Origin of the sequence: Shewanella acanthi, from assembly GCF_019457475.1 — a bacterium.
Lineage (GTDB): Bacteria > Pseudomonadota > Gammaproteobacteria > Enterobacterales > Shewanellaceae > Shewanella > Shewanella acanthi.
This window is the reverse complement of sequence record NZ_CP080413.1, coordinates 3627673-3645323: the sequence shown is the minus strand read 5'-3', so window position 1 is coordinate 3645323 and position 17651 is coordinate 3627673. Positions and strand designations below refer to the sequence as shown.

The following is a 17651-nucleotide window of genomic DNA, read 5'->3' as shown; positions in this document are numbered from 1 at the left end:
TTTGACCTTGGTTTGAGCTTGGGAATTAACCGCAGGTTTGCGGTTGCTCCGAGTCGGCAGCGTGGTCATACAGAAATTGCTGTATGTCTTTGATGTCTTGTTCGGAAAGGTTGTTGAACACCTCGGGCTTGAATTTGTGTTTGTCTTTGTCGAAAAAGCGATCCCATTGGGACATGGTTTTGCTCATTGGGGTGAGTTCGCCGCCTTCACTCCCTTGGCTATGGCAGGCTTTACATTCTTTTTTGTAGAGGTGTTTTCCCTTTTTGGGATTACCGCCCTCTGCGGCGTAGCAGTTGATGCCTAGGCTACCAATCAATGCGACGGCAATAGCCATCTTAGTTGCAGTTTTCATCATCTCATTCCTTAGCTTTATGGTTTTTCACTCGCCTTGTTGATGGAATGTTTTCAATGCATCCATCTTGTAAATAACCTTAATAAAGATATGGAAATGTTTATTTGAGGTGTGTCACTTTCATTAAAAAAATCTAATTGATAAAAAATTCATTGATAAAAATCTAATGAATTGCTTTATAAGTAAAAGCTAAAAGGTTTTAATTATTTAAAAACAATAGATTAAAAAAATAGTATCAGCTCGTTTTGGCCGTTAAGGGGTTACAAAGAGCAAAAATGGAAAAAATGAGGCCAAAATGAGGGGTGATTTAGCTCACGATTCTGTAATTTTTGAATGACTAAAGTAGCTGCTTTGAAAGTGATTTGGTGGGGTAGGTCGCTTTATTAAGACAGCCACAAGTTTACAGGGACGACTTGAATAGTCGTCCTAGCCGTCTACTGGTGGAGGGGTAAACCAGTGGGCATTGTGCAGTAATTGCGCAGTAGTCGAACCCATAAAAATAAGATAGCGACTACTGCAGTGAGATAGGGTTGAGGCAGCATTATTGCTGTACGTGGATTTCCCTTACCGGACAGGCCATTTCGATACCCGCCGCTTTTAGGGCGTTATAAATCGAGAGATTGATTTTGTATTTATGCTGGTAGTAGCTCTGGGTCGGTACCCAGTAACGCACGCCAATTTCGATTCCCATGGTATTAAAGCCATTGATACCGATATTGGGGGCTGTGCCCTGTTGGACATCGGGATTTTGGCTGAGTAATTCACTGATAATATTGATTGCTGCTTCTGGGTTAGTGTCGTAACTCAGGTTAAATTGGGTCTCGACCAGTTTATTGGCAAAGGAATTATGCAGAATTTCCCCAACGATATGTTTATTGGGAATACTGATTTGCTCGCCTTCTTCGTTTGTCAGTATGGTCATACCTAAGTGAATGCGGCTAACGACCCCACTTTCGCCTTTGATTTCGATGGTATTTCCGACCACAAAGGGGCGGGTAACTATAATAGTCACACCCGCGGCATAGTTAGAAAGCATTCCTTGAAGTGCAAGCCCAGCGCCTAGGGAAGCGGCACCAATAGCGGCCACCATTGGTGTTACGCTAATGCCTATCTTGCCAAGGGCAATGATACCAACCATGGCAATAATCGTGAGGCGAATCAAGTTACTGACAAAATTGCTGAGGGTGATATCGATATTGTGTTTTTCGAATTGCTTTGCGACGATCCGTGAAACTTTGCTGGCAACCCAAAGACCTAATAGGAAGATCAGCATCGCACCTACTAACTGAAAACTATAATTCACTAAAAATTCAGCAATAAGTTGGTAGACGTTCTGGATCTGCTGTAATTCCTGATCGAGTCCAGGTGTTATCATGATGATATCCTTTATTATGAGTGTTCAAACGACTATAACCCTCAATGGGTTAATCTTGTTTACGCCATGCATGTGAACCCTATCATGTAATCCTCCACGATTTAATGAGTAATCTTGGGGAGTCAGGTATGCTGGCGAAGAGTTCCAAAATGGAGTTGAGTACCGATGAAAAAGCTGTTTTTGTGTTTGTCTTTAGTGTTTATGCCCATCTTTGCTATGGCGGCCAGTTATGTGGCGGGGGATCAGATTAGCCCGATTTCTTTGCTCGATCAGAACGATAAACCATTGAATGTGACCGATGATACTAAAGTAGTGCTTTTTAGTCGAAGTATGAAGGGTGGGGAGATTATCAAAGAAACACTTGCGCCGTTAACTCCCGAGCAGTTCCCAAAAAACTTAGTCTATATTGCCGATATTAGTGACATGCCTTCGTTAATCGCTAAGTTTGTGGCGATTCCAAAGATGAAGGAATTCTCGTTTGCGATTGGATTAGATAGGGAAGGGGATATTAGCCGTCTGCTACCCGATACTAAAGATATGGCGACAATGATTGTGCTTAAACAGCTTAGTATTCAAGATATTGCCTATTTCGATTCGAGTGAAGCCTTAGCCCAAGCCTTGGCCAAATTACCGCAATCGGAATAGTGAATTTGCCTCTGGGATAATTGTTAAGACATAACAGTTATCCCAGTTATTCTCTCTAAGCTCCCGCGTCAATTTTATCTTCAGTTAGCTTTACCACGACTCTGGTGTAGCTAGCAGCAAAGCTTGCAATATTCCCCAAAATAAACATGCTTTTTAGTATGAATAATCATTGCTAAAATCGTGCATAATTATCTGTTTTTTCAATGCTTTTTCAACTGTTGCATATTTTTGACATTTTAAAGCATAAAAAGTTAGTTATTCAGCATAAAAATTCGTTGCGTTGAAATAAAAAATAGCGTTTACTTCGCACGTTTTTAATCCACCAACACAATTTTTATCAATTTGACCCCAAGGAGATCCTGGCCCAATGAGCCAATTCCAATCTATTGATGTTGCTGATTATTATGATGCAGAAACCTTCAAACGAATTGAAGAGTTTGCCAAAGATAAAGCGACCCCTTTCGTTGTGATCGACACGAGTATCATTTCGAAGCAATACGATGACATGGTTAATAGTTTCCCTTACGCCAATGTATATTATGCAGTTAAGGCAAACCCCGCGGCCGAGATCCTGACCCTATTAAAAGATAAAGGGTCAAATTTCGATATCGCTTCTATTTATGAATTAGATATGGTGATGAATGTTGGTGTAACGGCGGACCGCGTCAGCTACGGCAACACCATTAAAAAGCGTCAAGATGTGCGAGCTTTTTATGAGCGTGGTGTGCGTATGTATGCATCAGACTCTGAAGCTGATTTACGCATGATTGCGGAAGAAGCGCCAGGATCGCGTATTTATGTTCGTATTTTGACTGAAGGTACTGACACGGCAGACTGGCCGCTGTCACGCAAGTTTGGTTGCCAAAACGAAATGGCCTATGAGTTGTTAGTTTTAGCTAAAGAACTTGGTTTAGAACCCTACGGTATTTCATTCCACGTAGGTTCTCAGCAACGTGACATCGGTGCTTGGGATTCTGCTATCGGTAAAGTGAAATTCATTTTCGATCGTTTGCGTGATGAGCATGATATTTGTCTAAAAATGATCAACATGGGCGGTGGCTTCCCTGCCAACTATATCGATAAAACCAACCAACTTGGCGTGTATGCAGAGCAAATCACCCACTTCTTGAAGGAAGATTTTGGTGATGATTTACCGCAAATCATTCTCGAGCCTGGTCGTTCGTTAATTTCTAACGCGGGTATCTTAGTCTCTGAAGTGGTGCTTATCAGCAAGAAGTCGCACACGGCCCTAGAGCGCTGGGTATTTACCGATGTGGGTAAATTCTCAGGTCTCATCGAAACCATGGATGAAGCGATTAAATTCCCCATCTTTACCCATAAGCAGGGCGAACTGGATAAATGTGTGATTGCAGGCCCAACTTGCGATAGCGCGGATATTATGTATGAACACTACAGCTATGGTCTGCCAAATGATTTAGCAATCGGCGACCGTATGTTCTGGTTAACCGCTGGTGCTTACACTACGACATATTCTGCGGTGTGCTTTAACGGTTTCCCACCGCTTAAGGATTACTACCTGTAATCTTTTAACGCAATACAAAAGGGCGCCTCGGCGCCCTTTGTTTTTCAGCAACTCCAGTTAGCCGTGGGATTTTAAGATCTGATAAATTTCTTCTTTAAGGTGAAGTTTACGGCTCTTGAGTTCTTTAACTGCGGGATTGAAATCGCTGCCGACGCGTTTCTCCATTTGTTTTATATCTTCATCTAATTGATTGTGTTCAATACATTTTCTTTCAAAATCGGCATCTTGGGCTTTTAAACTGGAAATAAGGTCGCTGTATTCTGGAAACATGGGTGTTCTCCTTGTCATCATTTACTACAGGTGTACCGCAGTTTTAATCCCTCTACGGCACAATGCTAAAACATGAGTTAGCTTTTTCTTTATCCTTATTCAGATTAATACCAAAGCTCGATTTCAGCAAATTTTAATTAAATCAATTATTTAAATATTTGCTCTTAGCTTTGTTGCCCATGGGGTAATTCGAGACCACAATTTGAGTTACGCTGAGATCGGCTCCTTTTTAGGCATAGAAGAGTATGCTTTGTGAACAGCGGGTAATCACTTTGGTAATTTGATTACGGAGGTTGAATTACTTCTTGCCGATTATTCTGTGATCAAGTTAACCTTCGTCGCTTCGATACTAGGTTAAAGTCGATCTTATAAGAATTTTATTATCAAAAATGAAAGGGGTTTTCACAATGGCTGATGTATTTCATTTAGGTTTGACCAAAGCAATGCTCGATGGTGCGACGCTGGCAATTGTACCGGGCGATCCAGAGCGTGTTAAACGTATTGCAGAATTGATGGATAACCCGACCTTTTTAGCGAGTCATCGTGAATACACGAGTTATTTAGCTTACGCAGATGGCAAACCTGTCGTCATTTGCTCTACGGGTATTGGCGGTCCATCAACTTCGATTGCGGTTGAAGAATTAGCTCAGCTAGGCGTAAGCACCTTCCTACGTGTAGGTACTACTGGCGCTATTCAGCCACATGTTAACGTGGGTGATGTGATTGTTACTCAAGCTTCTGTGCGTTTAGACGGCGCAAGCCTGCATTTTGCCCCGATGGAGTTCCCTGCTGTGGCCAACTTTGAGTGTACCACGGCTATGGTTGCTGCTTGCCGTGATGCGGGTGTTGAGCCCCATATTGGTGTTACGGCATCTTCTGATACCTTCTACCCAGGCCAAGAGCGTTACGATACCGTGACTGGCCGCGTGACGCGTCGTTTTGCTGGCTCGATGAAAGAGTGGCAGGAAATGGGCGTACTGAACTACGAGATGGAATCGGCAACTCTATTTACTATGTGTGCGACCCAAGGTTGGCGTGCGGCCTGTGTGGCCGGTGTGATTGTAAACCGTACCCAGCAAGAAATTCCTGATGAAGCGACTATGAAGAAAACCGAAGTTAGCGCGGTGTCGATTGTCGTTGCTGCTGCGAAGAAGTTATTGGCTTAAGTCCGTCGCTTATCGAGTTTGAACAGAAAAAAAGGTGCCTAGGGCACCTTTTTTATGGCTAATTCGCTACCGCTGCGATTAGAAGTGGTACTGGGCGATCACTGAGTAAGTATCTTGATCTACGCCTTTAACACCGTATTTGTTGGTCCACAGATCGTACTCGATACCCACAAGTAATTTGTTTGCTTGGTGGTCACCGAATAAGGTTTTACCCAAATCGTATTTGATTTGCGGATTGAAGTGGAAGTTCTCTTGATAGCCGTCTTGATTCTTATCTGTTGCGAATACCCAGTCAATAAAGCCATCGAATACGATATTAGCGTTACCTACAGGGATGTCGATGCGGTAAACCGGAGTGAACTGCCAACCGTCAGTCTCGGTACCATAGCTAGTACCATTACGGCGGTAGGTGTTGAAGTTCAGGTAAGTAAAATAAGGCACAGCGACGTCAACGCCAACACCGTATAGGAAGCTCTTAATTGGGCCTTCACCTTTTTCGTAGGTCAGGGCTAATGAAACGTCGGTAACTGGACCGAAAGCAATTTTTTCACCGAGAATTTTACTCGCGCTGAAGCGAGGTGAGAGTTCGCCGTAGGCAGTGCTATCCTTGCCAGTGTGGTTGCCCTTGAAGTAGATAAAATCTTGGAAGGCAAACCAATCACCGTATTTCCATGCACCAGCGGTTTCGAGTGTGACCGTGGCTTGTGTACCTGGATCTAAGTCGTAGTCTTCGCCGTAAAGAGTCGTTGCACTGAAATCCCACCACTGTACTAAGTCACCAGCAAATGCTTGAGGAGTAAGCATTAATGCTAGACATAGGCATGATTTTTTCATTGTTTTTTCCTGTTGTAGGGTAAAAGCTTCATCGTTTTTATCTCTATGATTACCCCAATCTGAGCCCAAAATGCGGGCAGTGCCGCGGGCTAAGTTAGACGTTTGTCTTGGGGTAAGCAAAAAGTGCGGGCAATATATGCAAAATCTCACATTTATTCAAAGTTTTTATCTAGTGTTGCTGTGAAAATCACATAAACCCTAAAACTTGCTAACATTTTTAATTTGTTGATTTGTAGTAAGTTATATCGATATTGACGATGTACTTCTCTCTATCCTAGTTAAGATATTGAATTGTCGTTGGTTAATTTTTCATCTATGACGAAAATGCTGGCTTCAGCTCTGCAAATATTGTTGCCGCTGTCATTGGCTGGAGGATAGGCCAAAAATCACCACGGTTTTATTTTGACATATTATGTCGCATCTAATTTAGACTGCTGCTATAGTGCTGTACAAGATACGTTCATTTCAGGGGGAAATATGACGTTTTCGAATCCAATCTTTGTCTGGTCAGTCATAGGGATAATCTTAATGCTGGCCGAGCTGGTGGTGCCCGGTGGCATCGTTGTGCTCCTCGGGGCTGCTTGCATGATTGTCGCCGCTGCACTCGGCATTGGGCTAGTCGAAGGCATAGTACAAAGCCTCACGCTGTGGTTTATCTCGGCCATAGTGCTTTTACTCACATTCCGCCAAGTCACCCAGCGTTTGGTCGGTGGCGACTCCCATGTCGATAATACTGACGAAGAGCTTGACCTCTACAATCAAATTGCCCGTGTTAAACAAACTATAGGTCCTGGCCAAACGGCGGGAAGGGTCGAATTTCAGGGCAGTGAATGGCCTGCGTTAGGAGACGGCAGCATTATTGCCGCGGGCAGTGTCGTTAGAATTATTTGCCGTGAAAACATTGCCCTAGTGGTAGAACCTATCACAGAGGCGCAAGCCCACAACTAAAGGATGAGTCTATGTTTGTATTTACCTTAGCCATTTTGGCGCTGCTATTTCTTCTTTATAAGCTGATGCTGATTGTGCCGATGCGAGAGGTTCATGTGATTGAACGCCTTGGCAAATTTCGCGCAGTGTTGCAACCTGGATTCCATTTTTTGGTGCCTTTTATCGATAGGGTTGCCTACCGTCATGATACTCGTGAACAAGTGCTCGATGTGCCGCCCCAGAGCTGTATTTCTAAAGACAATACTCAGCTCGAGGTCGACGGCTTGGTCTACTTAAAGGTGATGGATGGCAAGCTCGCAAGTTATGGTATTGAAAACTATCGTAAAGCAGCTGTGAATCTAGCCCAGACGACCATGCGCTCTGAAATTGGTAAGCTCACTTTGAGTGAAACCTTTTCTGAGCGTGACAGGCTGAACGAGTCCATCGTGCGCGAGATAGATAAGGCTTCAGAACCTTGGGGCATTAAGGTATTGCGTTATGAAATACGTAACATTACCCCATCGCGTCATGTGATCCACACGCTCGAGAAGCAGATGGAAGCCGAGCGTCGTAAAAGGGCTGAAATTACGCTCGCCAATGCCGAAAAGGCGGCGATGATTAACTTGTCCGAAGGGGAGCGCCAGGAGGCGATTAATATCTCTGAAGGTCAAAAACAGAAGCGGATCAACGAAGCTAAAGGTACGGGCCAAGAGATTGCCATTATCGCTAAGGCAAAATCCGAGGGGATGGCGATGATCTCCCAAGCTTTAGCCGTAAATGGCGGCAACGATGCCATGAATATGCTGCTAAAAGAGCAGTTTATTGCCCAAGTTGGTAAAATTTTAGCGGATGCGCAGGTTTCAGTCGTGCCGGCGGAAATGGCAAAACTAGAAGGTTTCTTTGAGGGAATGGAGCAAGTCACCCACAGCGTGAGTGGCCATTCGTCAGTGACTAAGGGAGCAAAATAATGAGTATTGCATTAGATACCGACGTGGCGGTGATGCTGATTTGGGGCATTATCTTCGCGGTCTTTGTGATTAAGTTATTCCAATCCATCCGCCTAGTACCCACAAAATCGGCTTATATAGTGGAGCGCTTAGGTAAGTACCACAGTACCTTAGATGCAGGTTTCCATGCGCTGATACCTTTCTTCGATAGAGTGGCCTATATTCACGATTTAAAAGAAGAAACAATCGATGTGCCGCCACAGGAATGTTTTTCTAGCGATGAGGTCAATGTCGAAGTTGATGGCGTGATTTATATCTCGGTTATCGACCCGGTCAAGGCCAGTTATGGGATCACCGATTATCGCTATGCAGCGATTCAATTAGCACAAACCACGACCCGATCTGTGATTGGTACCTTAGATCTTGACCGCACCTTCGAGGAGCGGGATGTGATTTCTGCCAAAGTCGTTGAAGTGTTAGATCAAGCTGGCGCGACTTGGGGGATTCGAGTCCATCGATATGAGATTAAAAACATTACCCCGCCAGAAACAGTAAAAAATGCGATGGAAATGCAGGTGAATGCTGAGCGTGAACGCCGCGCTCTGCTCGCTAAGAGTGAGGGTGATAAGCAGAGTAAAATTAACCGCTCTGAGGGGATTAAGGCCGAAACGGTTAACCGCTCTGAGGGCGAGATGCAGCGCCGTATTAACGAAGCTGAAGGTAAGGCGGAGGAGATCCTCACCTTATCCCGCGCAACTGCGGAATCCATCGAGCGTTTAGCTTCTGTAATTGCTGCGCCGGGGGGACATAATGCACTGCGAATGCAACTCGGTGAGCAGTATTTTAAGCAGCTTGATGGCTTAAGTCAGAAGAATAGTAAAGTGGTACTGCCAGGCAATATGGTTAACTTTGACTATTGGATGGATAGCATCGGCCTGCAGGAAAAGTCATAACCCAAGTTAAGCTTATGTTCGTTGCGATAAGAGGATTATAAATGAGGGCCAGATACTGCGTATTTGGCCTTATTTTATGGCTCATTTACGTGTTTTGCTTTTGGTATATTAAATCAAAAATCGTGGCTGATATTCCGCTGTTACTGTTAGAAAGATGTCTTGAAAGCAAGCTTAATAACTCAGTTAGTAGGCTAATCGTTCGGAAATCTCGGAGTGTGAGTGTGTTTCAATTAAGCGAGCAATCGTTTCTTGTTCAAGCTTAGTTAATGCTGATATCTCATCAATAATCTTATCTTGCACGTCTAATGGCATGTGCACATGCTCCATAAACATCCGAATTTTGAGTGCGTCTCCGCGTTTGAATAATTGACTGAATTCCGTGGCTTCTATTTCAATTAATGCATTCATAATATTTCGCCCTAGGTTTGTTTTGAGGAATCAGCAACAGGATTTGCTGTTAATTAAGAGATACGCCTAAGTTTGATCTAGGTCAATTAAACAGCATATTAATCTTAGTTAATAAAGAATTTTGTCATTAATAAACATTGACTTAGACGTTTTTTGGGGGTGGTGTATTTAATCTTCCTCTGTTTGAAACGCAGCTTTTAGTCGTAGAAATCAAGCATAAAAAAGTGGCAGGCGATTACTCACCTGCCACTTTAAAAATTTGCTTTAGATAATTGAGCGGGCAGTAAACACCGCTAAATGACACCTAATTTACTTGGTAATAGGTAAAATTTGGCAGCCGTTGATCCCTGCGTTTTGCAGCGTATGGCGCTTACGCTCGGCATCACGTTTGCGCTCGTAGGGACCAAGGATGACTTTATACCAAGTGCCTGAAGAGCCCTCAATTTGCCTTACTTGGGCTTCTAAACCCTGAAAGGCAATAACCGCTTTCATTTGATTGGCTTGGGACTCCTGGCGGAAAGAGGCGCATTGCATCTGATATTGCTGCGGTGCACGCGTCGCTACAACCTCTGGCAAGTCCACCTCAACATGCTTGTTTTCAAGCTCGTCGAGATAGGTCCATTCTTCTTTTGGTTTGGGCGGCAAGGCGTTCGGGTCTTTCTTAGGCTCAGGCGCCTCTTCGACCACCACTTTCTCTTCCACTGGCGCTTCTACTGGCGTTGTTACCGCTTGTCGCTGAACTTCCTTTACCTTCGGTATCAGCGTTGCAGCGGGTTCCTTAGGCTTAGTGCGAGTTTCGGATGTTGCCTCGACGACAGGCTCTTGTTTCGCGGTGTCCTTAATGCTCCACAGAAAATACACGAAACAACCTACAGCAAAGATGACAAAGAGTATCAAAGCGATGGGTTGTTTTTGGCTTGGGGCTGGCTTTTTCTGCGCCGGACGGCGGGTCGCACGAACAGGGCGCTGTTTAGCGCCCGCCTGCGGTCTGCTGCGGTTAGCGTAGTCGCGATTGCTCATGGCTTACATCCGTTCTAGGGTGTCGATACCTAGTAAATTCAAGCCTTTTTGCAACGTATTAGCAGTCAATTGTGACAGCAGTAAACGGCTAGTCTTCTGCTCATCGGTATCGGCGGCTAATACTGGGCAGGCCTCATAGAAGCTTGAGAAAGCGCCCGCTAATTCATAGAGGTAGCCACACAGTACGTGTGGTTGGCCTTTGTCGATAACGCGGCTTAAGATTTCACCGAATTGCGCCAGTTTGTTACCTAGGTCTTTCTCTTTCTCGTGGTCGAGCACGATTTTAGCTTGGCTTAAATCAATATCGCTCGCGCGTTTGAAGATACCAGCGACGCGGGTGTAGGCGTAAAGCAAGTATGGCGCTGTGTTACCTTCAAAGCTCAGCATTTGCTCGAAGCTGAAGATGTAATCGCTAGTACGGTTTTTAGAAAGGTCGGCGTATTTCACCGCGCTGATCCCCACTACGCGGGCGATTTCAGCCAGTGTTGCTTCATCCATATCTGGGTTCTTGCTGCGCACCAGTTCGAGTGCACGGGTATTGGCTTCGTCGAGCAGGTCTACCAGCTTAACCACGCCGCCACTACGGGTTTTAAACGGGCGGCCATCTTCACCGTTCATGGTGCCAAAGCCTAAGTGTTCTAGCGACATATCTTCACGAACAAATTTCGCCAGTTTCGCCAGGCTAAATACCTGTTGGAAGTGCAGTGCTTGGCGTAGGTCTACAAAGTACAGTACGCGGTCAGCGTTCAGTACATTAGAGCGGTAACGCATTGCGGCTAAGTCGGTAGTGGCATAGAGATATCCGCCATCGGCTTTTTGGATAATCACTGGCAGCGCTTCGCCTTCTTTATTGCGGAATTCTTCTTGGAACACCACTTTGGCGCCATTGCTTTCGGTCAGTAAACCTTGGGCATCTAGATCTTTTACGACTTGAGCAAGGTCTGCGTTGTAGGCACTTTCGCCGTAAACATCGGCGCGGGTTAAACTCACGCCTAAACGTTCGTAAACTTCATGGCAGTGGCTTAAGGAAATATCGTTAAATTCGCGCCACAGTTTATTGCAGTATTCATCGCCAGATTGCAGTTCAACCACTAATTGACGGGCACGGGTAGCGAACTCGGCAGACTCATCAAAACGCAGTTTTGCCGCGCGGTAGAAGGTTTCGAGATCCGATAATTCTAATTGTGCTTGTTCGCCGTTGGCTGCGCGCAGTTCTTCCATATAGGCCAGCAGCATACCAAATTGCGTGCCCCAGTCGCCTACGTGGTTTTGACGGATTACCTTATGGCCTAAAAACTCGAGGGTGCGTACTACGCTGTCACCGATGATGGTGGAGCGCAGGTGACCCACGTGCATTTCTTTGGCGAGGTTAGGTGATGAGTAGTCAACAACAATGGTTTGTGGCTCAGGTAATTTAACCCCTAGGTGTGCATCGTTAATTGCCGCCTGTAATTGGTTTGCTAAGGCGTTGTCATCGATAAAGAAGTTGATAAAGCCAGGCCCTGCAATTTCGACTTTAGCGACGTAGTTAGAGGTTGGCAGGTTGTCGATGATGAGCTGTGCCAGTTCGCGTGGATTTTTGCCTGCCGCTTTGGTCAGCATCATAGCTAGGTTGGTTGCTAAGTCGCCATGACTCTTATCCTTGGTTCGGTCTACTTGAATGCGAGCCTCAAAATCAGCAGGCAAAATACCTTGTTGTTTAAAGGATTCGATAGTTTGTTCAAGCAATGATTGGATATGTGATTTCATGGGTTATTTAGCTACTAACTTTAAGAATGAATACAGGGAATAACCGCGTATTTTAGCCGTTTGTGTTGGGAAATTGCTATCATTGGCGGCGATTTTTTATCAATTAATTGACTTATAACAGATCCTGCGGATCCCTGTCTAAACTCCAGCGGCAGCGTTTGGCCTCGGGGAGTTGTTCGACTAAGGGATAAATACGTTCAAATTCCTGTTGCAGTCGATTTCGGTGCTTGGCCTGAAACATTAATTGGCGCCTAAACTTTCCTGCTTTTCTATCGAGCGGCGCAGGCATGGGGCCAATGACTTCAAATTCTTTATCTTGGGGTAAAAGCGCAGCAAAGGCATTTAAGAAGTTATCTGCATCGAGCGCCGAATGCGCCTCCGCGCGAACCAAGACCATATGCCAAGCGGGGGGCAAGAGCGCCATTTGTCGCTCCTGCAATTGGCTGCGGGCGAATTCACCGTAACCGCGGTGGAGCAAATCCCGCAAAATAGGATTATCACTTTGGTGAGTCTGCAGTAGCACAGTCCCCGGCTTGTTAGCACGGCCGGCTCGACCCGCAACTTGGGTATAGAGCTGACCGAAGCGTTCGGGCGCACGAAAGTCAGCGCTAAAGAGTGCGCCGTCGACATCCAATAACCCCACCAAGGTCACATCGGGAAAATGGTGTCCCTTCGCCAACATCTGAGTGCCAACCAAAATACGGTATTCCCCCTTGTGAATAGCGCTCAAATGGTTTTCAAGTGAGCCCTTAAGGCGAGTAGTGTCTCTATCGATACGAACCACAGGATACTCGGGGAATTCCTGCTGCAGCGCTTCTGCCAGTTGCTCGGTTCCAATTCCTTGCCCCATCAACATGGTACTTCCGCAGTTATGGCATTGCCGAGGGATGGCATATTGGTTACCGCAGTGGTGGCAGCGGATCTCTCCAAGGGATTGATGTACAGTGAAAAAAGCATCGCAGCGGTCGCATTCGTGAAGATGACCACATTCGTGGCACAGCAGCGCGGGTGCAAAACCGCGGCGGTTTAGGAACAGCAATACCTGATTGCCCGCCTGTAGGTGGGTGCGAATTTCATTGATTAACGGCGCCGACATGCCCGCCTTTAACGGCAGGTTTTTAATGTCGATAATCCCCTGACGTACTTTTTTGGCGTTACCCGCTCGTTCTCCCAATTGCAGATGCTGGTAGCGGCCGTTGAGGGCGTTTTGCAGGGTTTCTAAGGACGGGGTTGCCGAACCTAAAATCACCGGAATGGATTCTAAATGGCCGCGCATGACCGCTAAATCGCGGGCGTGATAACCAATGCCCTCTTGCTGTTTAAAGCTGCTGTCGTGTTCTTCATCTAAGATAATCACACCGGGAAAGGCCATGGGCGTAAAGAGCGCCGAGCGGGTACCGATGATAATCGCCGCCTGCCCACATCTTGCCTGTCGCCAAGCCTCCAAACGCTGATTATCGGTAAGGCCCGAATGCAGTACGGCGACACTGACCTTAAAGCGGCGCTTAAAGCGGTTAATCGTTTGCGGCGTGAGGCCAATCTCTGGCACTAAAATCAGCGCCTGTTTGCCCTGTTTGAGGATATGTTCAAGCACGGCTAAATAGACTTCGGTTTTGCCCGAACCTGTTACACCCTCAAGCAGGGTGCAATGGTAACCCTGCTGCTGGGTTAGAATCGTCACCGCAACCGCTTGTTCTTTATTGAGGCGATGGGGTGTTTCATCAAGTTCAAGTGCCGTGCGCCAGCTAAGATCCAACTCAGCCAGTTTTTCACGCTTTTCAATCCAGCCCTTTTCCTCGAGGGTTTTGAGGGCGGTTTTATTGAGCTCTAAACTGATTACATCATCTTGGGTGATGGGCGCTTTTTGTATTTGTTCGAGTAATTTGCGCTGCGCTGGAGCGCGTTTTAAGCTGTCGAGGGCAATATTCTCGCCACTTTCAGTGACTTGCCAGTATTGCAGTTTTTGTGGCGCAGCATCTAGGCCCTTACGCAGTGCGACGGGGAGCGCTTGGGTAAGCATTTGCCCTTGGCTGCAAAAATAATATCGTGCAGCCCAGAGGGTTAATTTATAAAGAGAATCTGGCAATAACGGCGCATCATCAATAAACTCAATGACGGATTTGATTTGTTTGGGCGTTAAATCACATTGATCCGTAATGGCGGTAACCAAGCCGATAAGCTGCTGGCGTCCGAAGGGGACTTTGACCCGAGTGCCAATCGCTGGGCATGGCAACGTCTGCGAGCCTTGGTTGGGAGTAACCTGATAGGTAAAGTTTTGCCGCATAGGCACAGGTAAGGCAACTTCAACAAAAAGTGACATATGCAGGGCAAGTCTTTAGTGGGATTAGGGTTTAGTGTACCCAGCGCGACTTGCAAGGGCTAGTCCTAATGACGGTATAGCAAAGGATTGTTGAGAATAAATAGATGACTAACATGACGAAATCATTAGGACTATTTGCTTTAGTCTGCACAGTCTTAAGCTGTAGTGCGGCCGTACAGGCAAAGGTGTCACACGTTAGCATTAACACGCTGATGTTTGAGTTGGGCAAGTATCCAAAAATGCGTTTAAACGTGATTACCGATAATCAGGATATTACTCGGCTAGAGTTTGTTGTGCAGCAATCCAGTGGCGAAGAAAAGCTGATGGCTGAACAGTTAAACCGGTTTCTGGTGCTTTTGACTGGCGTGGATGATGTCACCGACCCCAATGCAAGACTCTCAGTTCGTGAATATCGTGTCGACCATTGGTTAGAGGTTAAGAGTTTGCCATTATTCGAATTGGCGCGCTCAACTGCCGACAAAGCCGCAGGTGCTAATGCTAAAGTGAGTTCGCATGCTACCCATAGCGGCAAAGTATCATCTCAAGCAGCTGTCAAAAGGGAGCCTGACATTTTAGTCACTGAGGCTATGATAACCCAGTCAAGTTCAGCTACCACAGCAGGCTTTAGTTTCCCTTCTGAGAAAACGGCTGTGGCTTCTGATGATGCAGCAAAATCAATTGCGCTTGAGAATGAAGCAAAGCAGGCTTTAGCGACTCAGGCGAGCAACACTGTAAACAATGACGGGCAGTGCAGGCTAAATTTTAAGGCTGAAGAAACGCTTTGGCGAATCGCTAACCGCTATGCGGACGATTGGCAGCTTAATGTTTATGGCGCCATGCTGGCGATTTATGATGCGAACCCAAAAGCCTTTTTTAAACATAAAATTAGTGCGTTGAAGAAAGATGCCACCCTCGTATGCCCTAGCGCCAGTATCCTTAAACGCTATCCAAATGCGGATAAAGCGAAGGCCGAATTCTACGCTAGAGACGCAAGGGGATAGAGGCATAGGTAAGGGAAACTAATTATTGCCGCTGTTCAGATAATCTACTTGTATCCACTGGGTTGTTGCTGTACCATTCTGCGCCCTAACATATCGTTATTAACTGCATGTGGTGTCCGACTTCGGGTTGGAAGAGCGACATGGCCTTAAATTTGAGGTAAACCCAATGAAACCAGGTATCCACCCAGAATACGCACTGATTACTGCAAACTGTACTTGTGGTAACGTGATTAAAGTTAACTCTAGTGCTGGTAAAGATCTGCACTTAGACGTTTGTGGTGCATGTCACCCATTCTACACTGGCACTCAAAAAGTTGTTGACACTGGCGGTCGTATCGACAAGTTCAACAAGCGTTTTGGTATGCTGGGCAAGAAGTAATTGCCATTGCAATGCTTCTAAAAAAGGCGCCTTTGGCGCCTTTTTGCTTTCTGGTGTTTAAGAAATCATTTAACGCCTTTTGTACTTCTGGTACGACTTCAATCAAAAATTCATCAATATAACCAAATTGATGTTTAACCTGTGATATTTCGACTTATTTATAGCAATTAACTATAAGATAGCTTGTGTCTATGTCTCTTATTGTAATTTAGTCAATATTCTCTCTTTTAATTGGCTGAAACTCCTGCGTTTTAGGGCTTTTTTTCGTTTTTTTTCAACAAAAATGCTCTGCAATTTCGGCGATGTTGGGATAGATAAGTTTATAAAATTTGCCTTTAAGAGCGAAAACTGTGGCAAAGTCGAAATTTCTCAATATCTTATTTGAAATATCCCCTAATTGGCGTATCTTACCTCGACCAGCCACACTATAAAATCATCCGTTCACGAGGTGATATTCGGCTGGCAGACCTCACTTTTAAATGTATCAATCTCGCATTTCAGGATGTAAAAATGTCAGATATTCGTCAACAAGCACTCGATTATCATGAATTCCCCATTCCAGGCAAAACCGCCGTATGCCTCACCAAGCCAGCGGAAACCAGCCATGATCTTGCTTTAGCTTACAGCCCCGGCGTAGCAGAGCCCGTGCGTGAAATTGCGGCGAATCCTGACAATGCATATCGTTACACTAATAAAGGTAATACAGTTGCTGTGATTACAAATGGCACTGCCATTCTAGGTTTAGGCAATTTAGGCCCCTTGGCTTCAAAACCTGTAATGGAAGGTAAGGCGCTGTTGTTCAAGCACTTTGCTAACATCGACTCTACCGATATCGAAGTAACCCATAATACAACTGAAGAGTTTATTAATACGGTTGCAGCGATTGCTGGCACCTTTGGTGGTATTAACCTTGAAGATATTAAAGCACCTGAGTGTTTTGAGATTGAACGTGAACTGATTGCCCGTTGCAATGTGCCAGTGTTCCACGATGACCAACATGGCACCGCCATTGTGACAGCTGCAGGCATGATCAATGCCCTTGAGATTCAAGGTAAATTGATTAGCGATGCCACTTTTGTATGTATGGGCGCTGGCGCGGCAGCCATTGCCTGTATGTCGATGCTGGTAAAATGTGGCGCTACCCGCTCTAACATTTACATGTTAGATACTAAGGGGGTTATTCATACTGGCCGTACCGATCTTAATGAATATAAAGCCTTATTTGCTAATGATACCGATAAGCGCACCCTACAGGACGTGATTAAGGGGGCCGATGTGTTCCTCGGTCTGTCCGGCCCTAATGTGATTAGCGCCGAGGAAGTCGCCATGATGGCCGAAAAACCAGTGATTTTTGCCTGTTCAAATCCAGACCCTGAAATCAGACCCGAGCTTGCTCATGCTACCCGCAGCGATTTAATTATGGGTACGGGTCGCAGCGACTATCCAAACCAAGTGAATAACGTGCTGTGCTTCCCATTCATCTTCCGTGGCGCGCTAGACGTAAGAGCATCAAGCATTAACGATGAAATGAAAGTCGCTGCAGTGCATGCGATTGCGGCATTAGCCAAAGATGAAGTGCCAATGAGTGTGCTCAAGGCCTATCCAAAGGTGAGTGCCTTAAGTTTTGGGCCAGACTACGTGTTGCCAAAACCGATGGATCCCCGTTTATTGCCTCGCGTTGCGCGCGCTGTTGCGCAGGCCGCTATCGATTCTGGCGTCGCAGCCATTACGACCTTGCCGCAATACGCCGAATAATCGACAA

17 protein-coding genes are annotated in these 17651 nt (G+C 45.7%); 9 read left to right on the top strand and 8 right to left on the bottom strand.

The window, feature by feature from the left end:
• Positions 1 to 25 precede the first annotated feature (25 nt).
• Complete coding sequence (locus tag K0H61_RS15585; protein WP_220050392.1) at positions 26 to 355, bottom strand: c-type cytochrome; 330 nt, start codon at positions 353 to 355, stop codon at positions 26 to 28.
• Positions 356 to 893: 538 nt separating this feature from the next.
• Positions 894 to 1727: a mechanosensitive ion channel family protein gene (locus K0H61_RS15580; RefSeq protein WP_220050391.1), complete on the bottom strand. Its 834-nt coding sequence runs from the start codon at positions 1725 to 1727 to the stop codon at positions 894 to 896.
• Between the two features lie 165 nt (positions 1728 to 1892).
• Here K0H61_RS15580 and K0H61_RS15575 point away from each other — a divergent pair, with 165 nt between their 5' ends.
• The gene (locus K0H61_RS15575; RefSeq protein ID WP_220050390.1) at positions 1893 to 2372 is read left to right on the top strand and encodes a hypothetical protein; all 480 of its coding nucleotides are present in this window, start codon (positions 1893 to 1895) and stop codon (positions 2370 to 2372) included.
• Positions 2373 to 2739: 367 nt separating this feature from the next.
• The gene (locus K0H61_RS15570) at positions 2740 to 3915 is read left to right on the top strand and encodes a type III PLP-dependent enzyme (protein ID WP_220050389.1); all 1176 of its coding nucleotides are present in this window, start codon (positions 2740 to 2742) and stop codon (positions 3913 to 3915) included.
• Positions 3916 to 3972: 57 nt separating this feature from the next.
• On the opposite strand, the gene K0H61_RS15565 is transcribed toward K0H61_RS15570, so the two are convergent.
• Positions 3973 to 4185 (bottom strand): HP1242/YdcH family protein, encoded by a 213-nt coding sequence (locus K0H61_RS15565; RefSeq protein WP_220050388.1) that lies wholly within the window; start codon positions 4183 to 4185, stop codon positions 3973 to 3975.
• Positions 4186 to 4592: 407 nt separating this feature from the next.
• On the opposite strand from K0H61_RS15565, the gene udp reads away from it, so the two are divergent.
• Complete coding sequence (gene udp, locus K0H61_RS15560; protein WP_220050387.1) at positions 4593 to 5351, top strand: uridine phosphorylase; 759 nt, start codon at positions 4593 to 4595, stop codon at positions 5349 to 5351.
• A 78-nt stretch (positions 5352 to 5429) separates the two neighbouring features.
• Here the strand turns inward: udp and K0H61_RS15555 are convergent, their stop codons facing one another.
• Positions 5430 to 6185, bottom strand: coding sequence for an outer membrane protein OmpK (locus K0H61_RS15555; protein WP_220050386.1), 756 nt, complete (start codon positions 6183 to 6185; stop codon positions 5430 to 5432).
• 477 nt (positions 6186 to 6662) lie between these two features.
• Here K0H61_RS15555 and K0H61_RS15550 point away from each other — a divergent pair, with 477 nt between their 5' ends.
• From K0H61_RS15550 to K0H61_RS15540, 3 genes are read left to right on the top strand one after another with little or no spacing between them, the layout of a single operon-like run.
• Positions 6663 to 7133, top strand: a complete 471-nt coding sequence (locus K0H61_RS15550) for an NfeD family protein (RefSeq protein WP_220050385.1) — start codon at positions 6663 to 6665, stop codon at positions 7131 to 7133.
• An 11-nt stretch (positions 7134 to 7144) separates the two neighbouring features.
• Positions 7145 to 8080, top strand: coding sequence for an SPFH domain-containing protein (locus tag K0H61_RS15545; protein WP_220050384.1), 936 nt, complete (start codon positions 7145 to 7147; stop codon positions 8078 to 8080).
• Positions 8080 to 9012 carry an SPFH domain-containing protein gene (locus K0H61_RS15540; protein WP_220050383.1) on the top strand — a complete coding sequence of 311 codons (933 nt, stop codon included), beginning with the start codon at positions 8080 to 8082 and terminating at the stop codon, positions 9010 to 9012. Before K0H61_RS15545 ends, K0H61_RS15540 begins: the two co-directional genes overlap by 1 nt.
• A gap of 183 nt (positions 9013 to 9195) precedes the next feature.
• Here K0H61_RS15540 and K0H61_RS15535 read toward each other — a convergent pair whose 3' ends face one another.
• From K0H61_RS15535 to priA, 4 genes are all read right to left on the bottom strand, one after another.
• Complete coding sequence (locus K0H61_RS15535) at positions 9196 to 9420, bottom strand: hypothetical protein (RefSeq protein WP_220050382.1); 225 nt, start codon at positions 9418 to 9420, stop codon at positions 9196 to 9198.
• A 309-nt stretch (positions 9421 to 9729) separates the two neighbouring features.
• On the bottom strand, positions 9730 to 10440 hold the full coding sequence (locus tag K0H61_RS15530; protein WP_220050381.1) for an SPOR domain-containing protein: 711 nt from the start codon (positions 10438 to 10440) through the stop codon (positions 9730 to 9732).
• 3 nt (positions 10441 to 10443) lie between these two features.
• Positions 10444 to 12189 (bottom strand): arginine--tRNA ligase, encoded by a 1746-nt coding sequence (gene argS / locus K0H61_RS15525; protein ID WP_220050380.1) that lies wholly within the window; start codon positions 12187 to 12189, stop codon positions 10444 to 10446.
• A gap of 112 nt (positions 12190 to 12301) precedes the next feature.
• A complete protein-coding gene (gene priA / locus K0H61_RS15520; protein ID WP_220050379.1) occupies positions 12302 to 14509 on the bottom strand; it encodes a primosomal protein N' in 2208 nt (735 codons plus the stop codon).
• A gap of 104 nt (positions 14510 to 14613) precedes the next feature.
• Between priA and K0H61_RS15515 the strand changes: the two genes are divergently transcribed.
• The 3 genes from K0H61_RS15515 (at position 14614) to K0H61_RS15505 (ending at position 17644) form a co-directional block, all read left to right on the top strand.
• A complete protein-coding gene (locus K0H61_RS15515) occupies positions 14614 to 15510 on the top strand; it encodes a FimV/HubP family polar landmark protein (protein ID WP_220050378.1) in 897 nt (298 codons plus the stop codon).
• Between the two features lie 166 nt (positions 15511 to 15676).
• The gene (gene rpmE / locus K0H61_RS15510; protein WP_220050377.1) at positions 15677 to 15889 is read left to right on the top strand and encodes a 50S ribosomal protein L31; all 213 of its coding nucleotides are present in this window, start codon (positions 15677 to 15679) and stop codon (positions 15887 to 15889) included.
• A gap of 510 nt (positions 15890 to 16399) precedes the next feature.
• Positions 16400 to 17644 (top strand): malic enzyme-like NAD(P)-binding protein, encoded by a 1245-nt coding sequence (locus K0H61_RS15505; RefSeq protein ID WP_220050376.1) that lies wholly within the window; start codon positions 16400 to 16402, stop codon positions 17642 to 17644.
• The last annotated feature ends 7 nt before the right edge of the window (positions 17645 to 17651 follow it).

Bases quoted from the DNA above. Each gene is read 5' to 3' on its own strand.
- K0H61_RS15545 (WP_220050384.1), top strand. From the start codon at position 7,145: ATGTTTGTATTTACCTTAGCCATTTTGGCGCTGCTATTTCTTCTTTAT.
- K0H61_RS15585 (WP_220050392.1), bottom strand. From the start codon at position 355: ATGATGAAAACTGCAACTAAGATGGCTATTGCCGTCGCATTGATTGGT.
- K0H61_RS15515 (WP_220050378.1), top strand. From the start codon at position 14,614: ATGACTAACATGACGAAATCATTAGGACTATTTGCTTTAGTCTGCACA.
- K0H61_RS15555 (WP_220050386.1), bottom strand. From the start codon at position 6,185: ATGAAAAAATCATGCCTATGTCTAGCATTAATGCTTACTCCTCAAGCA.
- rpmE (WP_220050377.1), top strand. From the start codon at position 15,677: ATGAAACCAGGTATCCACCCAGAATACGCACTGATTACTGCAAACTGT.
- argS (WP_220050380.1), bottom strand. From the start codon at position 12,189: ATGAAATCACATATCCAATCATTGCTTGAACAAACTATCGAATCCTTT.
- priA (WP_220050379.1), bottom strand. From the start codon at position 14,509: ATGTCACTTTTTGTTGAAGTTGCCTTACCTGTGCCTATGCGGCAAAAC.
- udp (WP_220050387.1), top strand. From the start codon at position 4,593: ATGGCTGATGTATTTCATTTAGGTTTGACCAAAGCAATGCTCGATGGT.
- K0H61_RS15580 (WP_220050391.1), bottom strand. From the start codon at position 1,727: ATGATAACACCTGGACTCGATCAGGAATTACAGCAGATCCAGAACGTC.
- K0H61_RS15550 (WP_220050385.1), top strand. From the start codon at position 6,663: ATGACGTTTTCGAATCCAATCTTTGTCTGGTCAGTCATAGGGATAATC.
- K0H61_RS15530 (WP_220050381.1), bottom strand. From the start codon at position 10,440: ATGAGCAATCGCGACTACGCTAACCGCAGCAGACCGCAGGCGGGCGCT.
- K0H61_RS15570 (WP_220050389.1), top strand. From the start codon at position 2,740: ATGAGCCAATTCCAATCTATTGATGTTGCTGATTATTATGATGCAGAA.
- K0H61_RS15505 (WP_220050376.1), top strand. From the start codon at position 16,400: ATGTCAGATATTCGTCAACAAGCACTCGATTATCATGAATTCCCCATT.
- K0H61_RS15575 (WP_220050390.1), top strand. From the start codon at position 1,893: ATGAAAAAGCTGTTTTTGTGTTTGTCTTTAGTGTTTATGCCCATCTTT.
- K0H61_RS15540 (WP_220050383.1), top strand. From the start codon at position 8,080: ATGAGTATTGCATTAGATACCGACGTGGCGGTGATGCTGATTTGGGGC.
- K0H61_RS15535 (WP_220050382.1), bottom strand. From the start codon at position 9,420: ATGAATGCATTAATTGAAATAGAAGCCACGGAATTCAGTCAATTATTC.
- K0H61_RS15565 (WP_220050388.1), bottom strand. From the start codon at position 4,185: ATGTTTCCAGAATACAGCGACCTTATTTCCAGTTTAAAAGCCCAAGAT.